General features: G+C 65.9%; 12 protein-coding genes. All 12 read left to right on the top strand.

Going from position 1 to position 14548, the window contains the following annotated elements:
- The first annotated feature begins 39 nt into the window (after nucleotides 1-39).
- On the top strand, nucleotides 40-2163 hold the full coding sequence (locus tag ACK4HH_RS00965) for a DNA polymerase III subunit gamma and tau (protein ID WP_409647375.1): 2124 nt from the start codon (nucleotides 40-42) through the stop codon (nucleotides 2161-2163).
- Nucleotides 2164-2191: 28 nt separating this feature from the next.
- The gene (recR, locus tag ACK4HH_RS00960) at nucleotides 2192-2791 is read left to right on the top strand and encodes a recombination mediator RecR (protein ID WP_409647372.1); all 600 of its coding nucleotides are present in this window, start codon (nucleotides 2192-2194) and stop codon (nucleotides 2789-2791) included.
- 87 nt (nucleotides 2792-2878) lie between these two features.
- The gene (locus tag ACK4HH_RS00955) at nucleotides 2879-3346 is read left to right on the top strand and encodes an SRPBCC family protein (protein WP_409647369.1); all 468 of its coding nucleotides are present in this window, start codon (nucleotides 2879-2881) and stop codon (nucleotides 3344-3346) included.
- Nucleotides 3343-3945, top strand: coding sequence for a TetR/AcrR family transcriptional regulator (locus ACK4HH_RS00950; RefSeq protein WP_409647366.1), 603 nt, complete (start codon nucleotides 3343-3345; stop codon nucleotides 3943-3945). The genes ACK4HH_RS00955 and ACK4HH_RS00950 overlap by 4 nt, the downstream gene beginning before the upstream one ends.
- Nucleotides 3946-4245: 300 nt before the next feature.
- Nucleotides 4246-6444 carry an alpha-galactosidase gene (locus ACK4HH_RS00945; RefSeq protein ID WP_409647363.1) on the top strand — a complete coding sequence of 733 codons (2199 nt, stop codon included), beginning with the start codon at nucleotides 4246-4248 and terminating at the stop codon, nucleotides 6442-6444.
- Between the two features lie 26 nt (nucleotides 6445-6470).
- Nucleotides 6471-7514: a zinc-binding dehydrogenase gene (locus ACK4HH_RS00940; RefSeq protein WP_409647361.1), complete on the top strand. Its 1044-nt coding sequence runs from the start codon at nucleotides 6471-6473 to the stop codon at nucleotides 7512-7514.
- Nucleotides 7511-8518 carry a Gfo/Idh/MocA family protein gene (locus ACK4HH_RS00935; RefSeq protein WP_409647358.1) on the top strand — a complete coding sequence of 336 codons (1008 nt, stop codon included), beginning with the start codon at nucleotides 7511-7513 and terminating at the stop codon, nucleotides 8516-8518. The genes ACK4HH_RS00940 and ACK4HH_RS00935 overlap by 4 nt, the downstream gene beginning before the upstream one ends.
- Before the next feature lie 98 nt (nucleotides 8519-8616).
- Nucleotides 8617-9744, top strand: coding sequence for an ROK family protein (locus tag ACK4HH_RS00930; RefSeq protein ID WP_409647355.1), 1128 nt, complete (start codon nucleotides 8617-8619; stop codon nucleotides 9742-9744).
- Between the two features lie 212 nt (nucleotides 9745-9956).
- Nucleotides 9957-11237 (top strand): ABC transporter substrate-binding protein, encoded by a 1281-nt coding sequence (locus tag ACK4HH_RS00925; protein WP_409647352.1) that lies wholly within the window; start codon nucleotides 9957-9959, stop codon nucleotides 11235-11237.
- The gene (locus ACK4HH_RS00920) at nucleotides 11234-12244 is read left to right on the top strand and encodes a carbohydrate ABC transporter permease (RefSeq protein ID WP_409647349.1); all 1011 of its coding nucleotides are present in this window, start codon (nucleotides 11234-11236) and stop codon (nucleotides 12242-12244) included. The genes ACK4HH_RS00925 and ACK4HH_RS00920 overlap by 4 nt, the downstream gene beginning before the upstream one ends.
- The gene (locus ACK4HH_RS00915) at nucleotides 12241-13092 is read left to right on the top strand and encodes a carbohydrate ABC transporter permease (RefSeq protein ID WP_409647347.1); all 852 of its coding nucleotides are present in this window, start codon (nucleotides 12241-12243) and stop codon (nucleotides 13090-13092) included. The genes ACK4HH_RS00920 and ACK4HH_RS00915 overlap by 4 nt, the downstream gene beginning before the upstream one ends.
- Nucleotides 13093-13150: 58 nt before the next feature.
- Complete coding sequence (locus ACK4HH_RS00910; protein WP_409647344.1) at nucleotides 13151-14443, top strand: ADP-ribosylglycohydrolase family protein; 1293 nt, start codon at nucleotides 13151-13153, stop codon at nucleotides 14441-14443.
- The last annotated feature ends 105 nt before the right edge of the window (nucleotides 14444-14548 follow it).

Raw genomic sequence — 14548 nt, 5'->3', positions numbered from 1 at the left:
CCCGGCTCGAGCATCCGAGGTGACGACTACGCTGGGCACGTGGTCACCGCCCTCTACCGCCGCTACCGGCCCGAGACCTTCGCCGAGCTCATCGGCCAGGCGCACGTGACCGACCCCCTGCGGGCCGCGCTGCGCGGCGACCGGGTCAACCACGCCTATCTGTTCAGCGGGCCGCGCGGCTGCGGCAAGACGACGTCGGCGCGCATCCTCGCCCGCTGCCTCAACTGCGCCGAGGGGCCGACCGACACCCCGTGCGGCGTGTGCCCGAGCTGCGTCGAACTCAGTCGCGATGGCGGCGGATCGCTCGACGTCGTCGAGATCGACGCCGCGAGCCACAACGGCGTCGACGATGCCCGCGACCTGCGCGAGCGCGCTGTGTTCGCTCCCGCGCGCGACCGCTACAAGATCTTCATCCTCGACGAAGCGCACATGGTGACGCCCCAGGGCTTCAACGCGCTGCTCAAGATCGTCGAAGAGCCGCCCGAGCACGTCAAGTTCATCTTCGCCACGACCGAGCCCGAGAAGGTCATCGGCACGATCCGCTCGCGCACGCACCACTACCCGTTCCGGCTCGTGCCGCCCGCTCAGCTGCTCGACTACGTGCAGCAGCTCTGTACGAGCGAGAAGGTCACAATCGAGCCGGGCGTGCTGCCCCTCGTCGTGCGGGCCGGCGGCGGTTCGGTGCGCGACACCCTCTCGCTGCTCGACCAGCTGATGGCGGGCAGCGACGATGCCACGGTCACCTACGAGCGGGCCGTGGCGTTGCTCGGTTACACCCACGGCGCCCTGCTCGACGAGGTCGTCGTGGCGATCGCGGCGCGGGATGCCGGGGCCGCCTTCCACGCGGTCGATCGCGTCATCCAGACGGGGCAAGACCCGCGTCGGTTCGTCGACGACCTGCTCGAGCGCCTGCGCGACCTCATCGTGGTGCAGGCCACCGCCGACAGCGCGGCCTCGGTGCTGCATGGCATTCCCGCCGACGACCTGCAGAGCATGCGCGACCAGGCCGCGATGTTCGCCCCCGCCGAGCTCTCGCGCGCTGCCGATGTGGTGAACAAGGCCCTCACCGAGATGTCGGGTGCCACTTCGCCGCGCCTGCATCTCGAACTCATGACGGCACGCGTGCTCGTCGCGCTCGGTGGCGACGGGGTCGCCGCCGCCCCCATCGCGCGGGCAACGCCCGCGGTGTCGGCCGCCGCGACGCCCCCACCCTCGCCGGCCCGGCCTGAGCCCGTCGTGACCAGCGCCCCGGCGGCTGTGGTCGAGCCCGCATCCTCCGCGCCGGCACCCGCCGCGACTGCCCCCGTCGAGGCCGCGCCGGCCGCGCCCGCCACGCCGGCTCCCTCCGACCCGGCACCCGCTGCGCCCGCCGTTCCCGTGACGATCGAGACCGTGCGGGCGTCCTGGCCCGCCGTGCTCGACGCGGTGCAGCAGGCGAAGCGCAGCTCGTGGACGGTCGTCTTCGGCACGACGCCCGTCGCGCTCGACGACGACGTGCTGACGATCGCCTTCGCCACCGAGGCCGACGCCGCGGCCTTCAAGCAGCGGGCGGCACCGACCGACAGCGTCAGCGAGCACGTGCGCGGCGCCATCCAGTCGGTGCTCGGGCTGCGCGTCAAGTTCCGCGTGCGCGTCGAGGCGACTCCGGATGCCCGGGCCGCCGCCCCCGCGCCGACCGAGCCCCCGGCGGACGCCCCCGCCGACCCCGACCCGGCCCCGAGCGCGCCCGCACGATCCCGACCCGCCGCCGCGACCCGCTCGGCACCGGTCGCGCAGGCCGTGGCGAGCGAGAGCCCGGCCGTCGTGACCGACTGGGTCGTGACGGCGATCCCGGGCGCGGTCGCGGCGCCGGCGAGCATCCCGGCACAGACGTCGCCCGGTTCGCCCGACGAGGCGCCCCCGGTCGACGAACCCGATGCGCCTGAGCCCGAGGCCCCGCCCGCACGAGCCGCGGTGCAGCACGTGACCGAGGTCAACGGGCGCCAGCGCTACGGCGAGGCGGTCGTGCGCGAGGTGCTCGGCGCGACCTTCCTCGTCGAAGAGGCCATCGAGCCGCTCGTGAGCGCGGGCGGCGTCGAGCCCGTCGCGAGCCCTGCCGTCGTGCATGATCCCGACCGCCCGTCGAGCGCCGACGCCCCCGACCCCCTGCGCGACGACTACTAGGCATTCGTGCCGAGAGAGCTGAGCTGACGTGTACGACGGCATCATTCAAGACCTCATCGATGAGTTCGGGCGCCTGCCCGGCATCGGCCCCAAGTCGGCGCAGCGCATCGCCTTTCACATCTTGCAGACCGAGTCGTTCGACGTCGCGCGGCTGGCACAGCTGCTGATCGACGTGCGCGAGAAGGTGCGCTTCTGCGAGATCTGCGGCAACGTCGCGGAGGAGGCGCAGTGCTCGATCTGCCGCGACGTGCGCCGCAGCCCGACCACGATCTGCGTCGTCGAAGAGGCGAAAGACGTCGTGGCGATCGAGCGCACGCGCGAGTTCCGCGGGCTGTATCACGTGCTCGGCGGCGCGATCAGCCCGATCGACGGCATCGGCCCCGATGACCTGCGTATCGCCCAGTTGCTCGCACGCCTGCGCGACGGCACCGTCACCGAGGTCATCATCGCGACCGACCCCAACCTCGAGGGTGAAGCGACGGCCACCTACCTCTCGCGCCTGCTCGTGCAGCCGGGGCTCACGGTCTCGCGCTTGGCGAGCGGTCTGCCCGTCGGCGGAGACCTCGAGTACGCCGACGAGGTCACGCTCGGCCGGGCCTTCGAGGGACGGCGCACGGTCGAGCGCTGAGCAGGATTGCAACTTTTGTTGCATTAGCGCACGGGGGCGCGTAGTCTCTCTATCGCAACAGAAGTTGCACAAGAGAGGATGCCCCGCATGACCCCCACCGACACCGTCACCTCGACCGCCCTGCGCGTCGAGATCACGACGAGCATCGAGATCGACCGCCCGGCCGCCGACGTCTGGGCCGCCCTCGTCGACCGCGACGCCTACCCGCAGTGGAACACTTTCATTCGCTCGTGGCAGGGCGATCTCGCGCTCGGCGAGCGGCAGACCGTGCGCATCGAGCCCACCGACTCGAGCGGCCAGACCTTCCGCCCGCGCATCGTCGAGCTCGAACCCGGGCGGCTGCTCGTCTGGCTCGGCCGCGTCGGCATCCCCGGCGCGCTCGACGGCCGTCACCGCTTCGAGATCGTGCCGATCGACGCGAACCGCAGCCGGCTCGTCCACAGCGAGGTGCTGTCGGGCGTGCTCGTGCCCGTCTTCCGCCGCATGCTCACGGTCGACACCCCAGCCGCCTTCGCCCGCATGAACACCGAGCTCGCCGCGCGGGTCGGCGCGTGAGCGCCGCGACTCATGCGAGCGGCCGCGTGGGCGCTGCGCCCGAGCCGCGCCGCCGCGGCGCCGCGGTCGAGGCGACCGTGCTCGACACGACGATCGCGCTGCTCGCCGAGCGCGGCGCCGCGATCACGGTCGACGACATCGCGGCCGCGAGCGGCGTGCACAAGACCACGATCTACCGGCGCTTCGAGACCCGCGAGCTGCTTGTCGCCGCCGCGATCCGCCGCCTCGGCGAGCAGCAAGTGCCGCCCGTCGACGCGACCGACCCGCGCACCGCCCTCGAGACGCTCGCCGTGTCGGTCGCCGCCGCGCTGCGCAGCCCCCAGGCCGGCAACATCTTGCGGGCCGCGATCGCGGCCTCTGCGGCGACGCCCGAGCTCGTCGCGCTCGCTGACGAGTTCTTTCGCGACCGCTACGAACTCGCCCGCGAACCCCTGCAGCGGCTCGTCGAGGCGGGCGAGATGCGCCGCGACCTCGACCCGATCATCGTGTGGGAGCAGATCGTCAACCCCATGCACGTGCGCACGCTGTGCGGGCGGCTGACGAGCGATGCCGAGGCGCGCCAGCTCGTCGAGCTCGCCGTGCGCGGGGCGCGCCCGTAACCATTCCCTCCGGGGGATGCATGCACGCTGTTCGCACCCGATCGGGAGGAAGCCGGTCGGGGCGACGGTGACCGGCGGGCGCGACCTGCCCCTGAACCTGAGTGTCGTGTACGCGCGGCGGGCGAGGCGGCTTGAGGGTCACAAATGCCTGCCCGAGGGCCTCGGATGCACCCGCAAGCTTCTGCTCAAGTGTGTGTTCACTGGGCGCCGAACGGTCTGGTACCGACCCGGCCTCACACCGCAGATTTCCTCGGCGGTGTGTCGCTTGCGTATTTAGTTTCAGGACGCAAAGATAACAACGTGATCGATCGAAGCGCGCCGGTACAGTCCTCTGATCTTGGTGACGGCGTCGTGGCACTGCACAGCGCCTCGGTCAGCGTGATTGTCGATGCGTCCCGGGGTGTTCCGCGCATTCTTCACTGGGGTGCGCGCGTAGATGCCCGTCGCGGTGATGTTGACTACCTCCGTTCGCTGGCTGTCGCGCAGCGGGGCGCCGATGCTCTGCGCGGCTCGGGCCCCCCTGCCGTGTTGCCCGAGCAGAGTGCTGGGTGGGTTGGGACTCCCGGTCTCGAGGGCCATCGCAACGGGCGAGAGTTTTCGAGCCTCTTCACTCCTGTGGGTTATCAAGTCCTTTCGAGCTCCGGTTTCGGTGCGAGTCTCGTGGTGGTCGGACGAGACGCGGATGCAGAGTTGAGCCTGCAGACCCGGATCGACTTGAGCCCTTCCGGGGTCCTCAGGGTGAACGCCTCTGTCACGAACGAGAGCGAGTCCGCGGATTACACGGTCAATGCTGTGCGCGTAGCGCTTCCGGTGCCGGTCGAAGCCGAGGAGTTGCTCGACTTTGTCGGACGTCACTTGCGTGAACGCACACCTCAGCGCCACCCCTTCATGGTGGGCACCCACCAACGCGAGGGCCGTCGAGGGCGAACTGGTTCTGATGCCGCAACGGTCCTTGCCGCGGGAACCGCGGGTTTCGGCTTCCAACACGGCGAAATCTGGGCTGTGCATACCGCCTGGAGCGGCAACCATGTCACTTTCGCCGAGCGGGGTCTCAGCACCTACTCGCGAATCATCGGCGGCGGCGAAGTGCTGCTGCCTGGCGAGGTCGTCCTCGACCCGGGAGCGACGTACACCGCCCCGTGGGTGTACGCGACCTACGGGTGGCAAGGTCTGGATGACGTTGCCGCCTCATTCCACAGCTATCTCCGCGCGCGAGAGAACCACCCGACGTCCGCGAGGCCGGTCGTGCTCAACACCTGGGAAGCGGTGTACTTCGACCACAACCTTGAGGAGCTCATCTCGCTGGCGAACCTAGCTGCAGAGGTGGGTGTCGAGCGGTTTGTTCTCGATGATGGGTGGTTCACCGGCCGACGCAACGACACTCGTGGGCTCGGTGACTGGCAGGTTGATGCCGAGGTCTGGCCTGACGGTCTGGGCCCACTGGTCGAGACCGTCCGATCGCTCGGCATGCAGTTCGGACTGTGGTTCGAACCTGAGATGCTTAACGCGGACTCCCACGTTGCGCGCGAGCATCCTGAGTGGATCCTCTCTCCTGGTGACCGCCTTGCGATCAGCGGACGCCATCAACACGTTCTCAACCTGACCAGGCCAGATGCGTTCTCCTCGGTGCTCGAGAGTATGAGTGCGTTGATCGAACTGCATCACGTCGACTACATCAAGTGGGACCACAACCGTGATCTTGCGGAACCGGGTGACCGCGCTTCCGGCAGAGCGGCCGTGCACGATCAGACCGTTGCCGTCTACGCTCTGATGGACGAGCTCAAGCGTCGGTTCCCCCAGCTCGAGATCGAGTCCTGTTCATCGGGCGGCGGTCGCGTCGACCTCGAGGTACTTGAGCGCACGGATCGGGTGTGGGCCAGTGATTGCATCGACCCGCTCGAGCGTCAACAGATTCAACGGTGGACAGGTCTTCTCCTCCCTCCAGAGCTCGTCGGTTCGCACGTCGGGGCGCCGACGTCGCACACGACCCGCCGCACTCACACACTGGCGTTCCGCGGTGCCACAGCGCTGTTCGGGCACATGGGGATCGAGTGGGATCTGCGTGCTGCGAGCCAGGCCGAGCGTGAGGAGCTGTCAGCCTGGGTCGCCCTCTACAAGGAGATCAGGCCAATCGTGCACACAGGAACGGCTGTGCACATTGACTACCCGGATCCGGCGTACTGGGCGCATGGATACGTCTCGCTCGACCGGAGTACGGCCGTGTTTTCGTTTGTCGCGATGGAGACTCTCGTGTCGACCCAGCCGGGGCGCGTCCGTCTGTCGGGGCTCGACCCCGCGTCGACCTACCGGATCGAGCCCGTTCGTCTCTCCGAGGCGGCCCTTACGAGGACCGCCGATGGGCCGCCAGCGTGGTGGACGACTCCGACGGCCGTGCGCGGCGACATCTTGGCAACGGTCGGCTTGCAGGCACCCATGCTGTATCCCGAGCAAGCGCTGGTCTTTCGCTTGACGCGCGTCGGCGCGGAACAGCAGAACTGAACAACGAGAGAGACAGGAGCACCACGGTGGGTCATCTGGTTCGTTTCACTTCCCCGCGGAACGCCGAGGTCATCGAGCAACCGTATGCGCGCCCCGCGGTTGGCGAAGTTCTCATCGCCACTCGCTATTCCGGGATATCGGCAGGCACGGAACTCACTGCGTACCGGGGAACGAACCCTTACATGAGTCATCGCTGGGATGTTGACTCGAGACTGTTCGTCGAAGGGCAGCCGACGCACAGCTACCCCCTCGATGGCTGGGGCTACGAAGAAGTGGGCGAGATCACGGAAGTCGGCGAAGGTGTCGATACCGAACTCATCGGTCGTCTCGTATGGGGAGCTTGGGGGCATCGCTCGACGGCAATCCGGACGGCGGCATGGGTCGAGCCGCGCATGATGCCTGAGGCGAATGACGACGCTGTCGGGATTTTCGCGAAGATCGGGGCTATCGCACTCAACGCAGTTCTTGATGCTGACGTCCACATCGGTGAGACGGTGGTCGTCTTCGGAGCGGGAGTGCCCGGCCAGATCGTCTCCCAACTGGCGCGCCTGAACGGGGCTCACGTCGTGGTCGTGGACCTCGTCCCCGAACGGCGGGAACTAGCACTGAGTCTGGGAGCCCATGAGGCGCTCGATCCCCGACAGACCGATGTTGCAACGCGACTGAAGGAACTTACGGGTGGCCGAGGTGCCGATGTGGCGATCGAGATCAGCGGCAGCTATCAAGCTCTCCATGACGCCGTGCGCTCGGTGGCCTACAGCTCCCGGGTCGTGGCGGCTGGCTTCTATCAGGGTGGCGGAACTCAAATCCGACTGGGCGAGGAGTTCCATCACAACAGAGTTGCTGTCGTCGGTTCGCAAATCTCAGGGGTCGCGCCGTCACTGCAGCATCGGTGGGATGAAATCCGCATGTCGCAGACGGTTTTGAATCTGGAGTCGAGCGGACGCCTGCAGCTGGCTCCGTTGGTATCGCACCTCATCGATGCCCGTGAGGCAGCGCGCGCATTCGAAATGCTCGACGAAGCGGCGAGTGATGTGCTGCAGGTCGTACTCGACTACCGAGCGGGATGACGGTGTCCGAGGGAGACGCCGGTCGGCCGATCGGCTGGGGGATTCTAGCCACGGGAGGGATCGCGGGGCTGTTCACCCGTGACCTGCTCTTTCATGGCCATCTCGTTGCCGCCATTGGTTCCCGATCGGAGCTCTCTGCGCGTGCCTTTGCCGAGGCGCACGGCGTGGGGCGATTCCACGGTTCCTACGCCGACCTGGTCGCCGATCCCGCAGTCGATGTGGTCTATGTCGCCACTCCGCCGTCTGAGCACCTTGCGCACACCCTGCTCGCGCTGGAGCACGGAAAGCACGTGCTGGTCGAGAAGCCGTTCACACTCAACGAACGCCAGGCCCGTGTGATCGTTGAAGAGGCCCGACGCCGCGAGGTGATCGTTATGGAGGCCATGTGGACGCGCTTTCTTCCGCACATGGCCTTCGTTCGCGAGCGCATTGACCGCGGTGACCTCGGTGAGATCACCGCGCTGCACGCCGTGCACGCGCAACGGTTGGACGTGCCCGACCATCATCGCCTGCGGAATCCGGCTCTCGGCGGGGGAGCGCTTCTGGACCTCGGTGTCTATCCACTATCGCTGCTGCGCGATGTGGTCGGAGAACCCGAACTCCTTTCGGCCCAGGCCGCCATGACGTCGACGGGGGTCGATGCGTCTGTGGCGACCCTCTCCACCCACGTTGGTGGAGCAATGGCAACGACGTTCTCGTCGATGGTCGCGCGTGCCGAGAATTCTGCAACCATCATCGGGACGGAAGGCCGCCTCGAGCTTCACGGGACGTGGTACGCGCCGACGTCGGTCCGGTTGATCGACGCATCCGGAGCTGTGCGCGACAGCTTCGACTCGCGTGTCTCGGGCCGGGGAATGCAGTTCGAAGCGACCGAGATGGAACGGCTCATCGCTGGGAATGATTGGGCCGCAGCGATGGCGTCCCTCGACCATACGATCGCCGTTATGCGAACCATGGACCGTGTCAGGGCATCAATCGGCCTGCTATATCCAGGCGAGGCGTGAGGTGCAAGGCGTGGCATTGCCGCATTGACCGCCTCCGCAGGGCTAGTCTCGCACTCGGTTCCACTGCCCGTGGGGGTGGCGAGGAGGAGGTCTGAGGCGTGTCGATCGAGACCGATACCGCACTCGCTGGGCTTTCACGCGAAGTGGCCATCGACATCCTCGTGCACGGTGCTCAGACGCGCTCGAGTGTCGGGCGCCGAATGGGTATCTCCCCTGCAACGGTGACGCGGCTGGTGCGCCCACTTCTGGACTCTGACGTTCTGGTCGAAACGGAGGCTTATCGAACGGCGGAGAGAGGTCGAAACGCCTTCGCGCTTGATGTGGTTCCGGGTCGCTACCGATTCATCGGCGTCAAGCTCACTGCCGACTCGGTTTATGCAGTGGTGACCGACCTCCGAGCGTCGATTCTCGATCGCGTAACGGTCGAGCTTTCGTCTCTCGAGGTGGCGGAGGTGGTGACGACTGTCCGAAGCGTTGTCGACGAGCTTTCCGCTCGAGGTGCCCGCACCGTGGACGCGGTGGGGGTCACCGTCGGAGGGCTCGTGACAGACGGCGAGGTGGTCGCGGATTCACCGTTCATGCACTGGCGGGATGTGCCACTGCGATCCATCCTCGCCGCAGAACTTAACGTGCCGGTTTATCTCGACAACGATGTGGTCGGTCTCACGAAGGTTCAACACTGGTTTGGTGAGGGAACGGGACATGAGAGCTTCGCGCTCATCACCATCGGCGCCGGCATCGGTTACGGTCTCGTGATCAACCATCAGCAAATCCCGACGGGGGTGGCGCCGATCAGCCACTACCCGGTCAACCCCGGGGGACGTCTCTGCTCCTACGGCCATCGCGGGTGTATGACGGCGATGGTGTCGTCGGGGTCGATAGCGTCTGCCGTCTCCGAAGTGATCGGTCACCCGGTTGGCTTCTCCGAGGCCCTGGAGCTCGCCCGCTCCGGTGACCCCCGCGCCGTCTCGGTGATTGACGAGTCTGCGCGCGCCCTGGGCAGAGCGGCAGCAGCCGTGAGCACGATGACGGGTGTGCGTCGCATCATCCTGTCAGGCGAGGGTGTCGACATCGCTTCGATCGCGGCAGAAGCGCTCCAGGACGGGGTGTCGGAGTTCGACATTCGAGAAGTCGATCATCACGACCTCGTCGTTCGACCGATGGCCTTCGATGAATGGGCGCGTGGCGCCGCCGTGGTGGCTATTCAGTCGTCCTTTCCGGCGTGACCGCAGGGCAGTCCGGGGTCTTCTGACCACCGTGGGCTAGCCAGCCACGTCGTTCACGAAACGTTCATTGTTGACTCTCTGCAACCCGTTGACAGTAATCATTTCGCAGTGCAAAGATTACCAACGACTCGCTGTGGAGAACGCCGAAGGCACATTCTTCAATGCCATCGAGTCGACACCTCACCACAACCCACGCGAGGAGACACGAGCACATGAAACTTTCGAAAATCGCTGCCCCGGCAGCGGCGGTGGGCCTTGTGCTCACGTTGATTGGCTGCACGGGGCAAGTGAGCACCGATGGCGAGCAGGCCTCGGGCGATGTCACCGTGCGGTACCTGGTTGAGGAGCTCGAAGACGCCGAGGCAGAGGCGCGGCTTCGTGAGCGTCTCGACGAGTTCGAGGCCCAAAACCCGGGGATCATTGTCGACCTCCAGACCCTTCCGTTCGACACCATGCGAACGGTGCTTCAGACGCAGCTCCGGTCGGGCGACGCCCCCGATGTCATCAACTGGGGCTCTGGCCCCAGCTTCGGTGGCGCACTCGCCGATGCCGGCCTGCTCTATGACCTGACCGAGGCGTACGAGGAGCGCGGCTGGGAAGTGTATGACTTCGCCAAGGATCGTGTCACCAGCGCCGATGGGACTGTGTACGGCATCCCGGGCGAGATGGAGACGCTGGGCGTCTTCTACAACCGCGACCTGTTCGCGGAGCTCGGCCTGGAGGAGCCCCAGAGCCTCGCCGACCTCGAGGAGATCGCTGAAGCGACGAAGGCAGCCGGGTACATCCCCTTCGCGATCAGCGACCAGGAAGGCTGGCAAGGAGGGCACCAGCTCAGCATGGCGCTTTCAAGCGCTGTCGGATCGGCGGGGGTCAACGAGCTCGTCTCTGGTGACAGCGACTGGACGTCAGCTGCCGTCGAAGAAGCGGTTGCACTGTGGGATAGCTACGACGAAGCCGGCTACCTGACTCCGTTCCCGACGTCGGTCTCGTACGACTCGGGCAACGCGCTGTTCTTCGCGGGTGAGGCTGCGATGCTGCCGATGGGCAGCTGGATCGTCGACGGCATCGTTGCCAACGCCGACTTCGAAGCCGGGTACTTCCCGTTCCCGGCCCCGGACGGAGAAGGCATCTTCGCGGCAGGCCTGGGTTCCGGCCCGATGATCACCGCCGAGACGCAGCACCCGGAGGAGGCCCTGAAGCTGATCGACTTCCTCGTGAGTGCCGAGCACGGGCGATGGATGGTCGAAAACCTCGACGTCATCCCGCCGTTCCCGGCCGATCTTGATGGCGTCGAGATCTCGCCGCTGTTGGCCCAGGTGCTCGCGGATGTCGAGCAGTTCGGCGCTGGCGAAGGCGACTTCGGCCTCAACATTGATGTGCTGATGAGCGACGCCTTCAACGAGGCCATGTTCAACGGGATGCAGGCGATCTACTCCGATCAGGCAAGTGCGGCGGACGTCGCCGCAAGCCTGGAAGAAGCGTCGCAGCAGTGACGAAGCGCGGCCTGACGCAGATGCCTGCTCGGGCCAACGGCTCGGGGGCACCGGAATCCATCGCCGCTGCGGCGATTGCCCGGCGCCCCCGGCCGAGCGCGCATCGCACGCCCCTCGTCACGCGTCAAGCGCAGATGCGGCTGGGGCTGCTCCTGGCGGCACCCGTCATGATCATGGTCATCGTCTTCTTCATCACCCCGCTCGTGAACGCGTTGTATTACGCCTTCGTCGACTTCGACGGTCTGAGCGCGAACCCACCCTTCGTCGGTCTCGACAATTTCGTTGAAATGGCCACCGATGAGCGAGTCTGGGCCGCACTGCAGAACAACGCCATCTGGATCGTCATCGGCACTGTCGCCCCACTCGTTATCGGCCTAGCCCTCGCATTGCTGATGTGGAACGTCCGTCGGGGGAGTGCAGCGTATCGGGTGATCTTCTTCTTGCCCTACGTGCTGCCGCAGGTGGTTATCGGGGTGGTCTGGGGGTGGATCTACGACCCGATTCGCGGCTGGCTCAACAAGGCTCTCGAGGTCGTCGGGCTCGGTGAACTCCAGACCGGCTGGCTGGGAAACGCTGATACTGCCCTCTACGCCGTATTGGTGACTGCGATCTGGGCGACGGCGGGCTTCGTCTTCGTGATCTTCCTCTCTGCGCTCGGCAACGTCGACATGGAGTTGATCGATGCGTCCATGCTCGACGGGGCGAACACTCTTCAACGACTGTGGTACGTCATCCTTCCTCAGATCATGCCTGTCTTTCTCATGGTCACGACCATCACGCTGATCGGCGGCTTCAGTGTCTTCGACATCATCTTCGTCATGACCGGAGGCGGCCCAGCCGGGGCGTCAGACGTGTTGGGGACGTACGCGTACAGCCAAGCTTTCGAGCTCAATCGCATCAGCTACGGCACGACGCTTGCGCTGCTGATCACCGTCCTGGCGATTCCGTTCACCATCGCTCTCAACCGTCTTCAACGGAGGCTTTCGATGCAAGGCACAAGCGCATGAACACCGCATCGCGGGTGCGCTCGCCCCGAACGACCTGGCTGAATGTCAACAAGCATGCGGTGCTGGTGGTGATCTCGCTGGTCACCCTCTTCCCTGTCATCCTCACCATCTCGACGGCGTTCAAGACAGCTCAGGACGCGCAGCGCAACCCCTTCGGCCTCTTCACATCGTTCTCAGTCGAGAATTTCGTCACGGCATGGACGGTGGGCCGATTCAACGAGTACCTCGTGAACAGTTTCCTGCTGAGCGTTCCGAGCACGGCGCTTGTGGTGGTCTTGTCGACCATGGCCGGGTACACGTTCGCCCGGCTTCCGTTTCCCGGGAGGACGGTGGCGTTCTATCTCGTCGTGCTCGGCCTACTCGTGCCGTTCTTCACCTTCATGATTCCGCTCTATTTCCAGCTGCGCGGCTTCGGGCTCCTTGATTCTCTTCTCGGAGTGAACCTTGTTCTCGCCTCGACAGGCCTGGCGTTCGGAACCTTCTTCATGCGGGCGTTCTTCACCGATCTGCCGACAGAACTGGAAGAGGCGGCACGAATCGATGGCGCCTCGGAGTGGCAAATCTTCATCCGAGTCATGGTGCCGCTGGTGACGTCTGGAGCCGGTGCGCTCGCTGTGTTCACGTTCCTGCAGAACTGGAACAACTTCCTCGTGCCACTGCTCTACTTGCCCAACGGTTCCTTCCGCCCCCTGACCACAGGGCTGTACCTCTTCGTCGGCGGCAGGTCGGTCGATATCGGTCCGCTCGCCGCCGGCGCGCTCATCACGATCATCCCGGTCATCGTGTTGTTCGTGCTGCTGCAGAAGCAGGTCACACAAGGGTTCCTGTCGGGCGCCATCAAGGGGTGACAGCAAGTCGTGCCTGCGCGAGCAGGTGCAATCGATCACGACGCACGAAGGAGTACCTGTGCACGATGTTCTTGATTTGCGAGACCTCGTCGTCGACGAGGTCGAGCAACGCACGGTCAGCGGCTTCGATGTCGTCGGATTTGAGCACCGGGCTCTCACCGCGGCGAGCGCCGGCGACGTGGCAGTGCTCGAGACGATCTACTCGGAGCTTGAGTCGTGTCGACTGCTCCCGACGTGGGAGTTCCACGAGCCCGACGATCCTGCGGCTCTTGACGATCTTGCCGGCCGCGCATCTCGCATCCCGGTCGATCGTTCCCGACTACCGGAGAAGCTCCGAGGAGCGTGGACCGGCCGTGCCGTCGGCAACACCATCGGCAAGCCGATTGAAGGCCTCTCCCGCGCTGAGGTGGAGCTCTACCTCCGAGCCGGCGACGCCTGGCCCGTTCGTGGTTACCTTCCGCTCGTCCAGCCGCTGCCTGCCGGGGTGTCGATCTTGCACCCCTCCGCTCCGGTATCGACTTTGGGCACCTTCGATGCGGCGCCGCGCGACGACGACCTTGATTGGACGATCGTCGCACTCCACGTCGTCGAAAAATACGGGCGAGGCTTCAGCACCGAGCAGATCGCACGTGAATGGCTCGATCGAGTTCCGTTCACTCAGACCTACACGGCCGAGCGAGCGGCGTACCGCAACCTCATCCACGGGATGAGCCCTCCGTCGACCGCAACCTATCGAAACCCCTATCGGGAGTGGATCGGCGCGCTCATCCGAGGCGACGCCTTCGGATACGTCAACCCAGGCGATCCGGAGGCCGCGGTTCGCCTGGCAGTGAAAGACGCGCGGTTGAGTCATACGGGGAACGGCGTCTACGGAGAGCTGTGGGCTGCTGCGCTCTGTGCGGCGGCGCTGGCCGACTGCACAATGAGCGACGTCTACGACAGCGGTCTCTCTGTTATTCCTGACGGCTCTCGTTTGGCGAGCGCTTTGCGTTCGATTCGTGTGCTTCACGACGAAGGGAGATCGTGGACCGAGGCGCTGGATTGGATCGATAGCGACCTCGGACAGTATCCCTGGGTCCACACCATCAATAACGCAGCGCAAATCGCCACCGCACTCCTGTGGGGGGAGTCGTTTATTGACGCGATCCACATCACGGTCGCGGGTGGACGCGATACCGACTCGAACGCGGCGACGGTCGGAAGCGTCTGGGGCGCGCTCCATGGGTTCGGTTCGATTCCCCCAGCGCTCGTGGGAAACACCCACACTCGCGTTCGGAGCGCGGTCCGTGACTTTGATCGAGTGACGATCGACGAGTTGGTGGCACGAACACTCGCCCTGGTCGACGGCTAGCTCACTGGGCTCATGCCGCGCCGGGCATCCGGCGGCAGTAGAATCGGCACTCAGGCTCGCCACCGCCGTCGCGCCGCCGGTTCGGGTGCCCGCGTGCTCCGCGCC

The sequence above is a fragment of the Microcella sp. genome, from assembly GCF_046296455.1.
Taxonomy (GTDB): Bacteria; Actinomycetota; Actinomycetes; order Actinomycetales; family Microbacteriaceae; genus Microcella.
The sequence above is the reverse complement of the archived record's forward strand: the minus strand, read 5'-3'. Positions and strand labels throughout refer to the sequence as shown.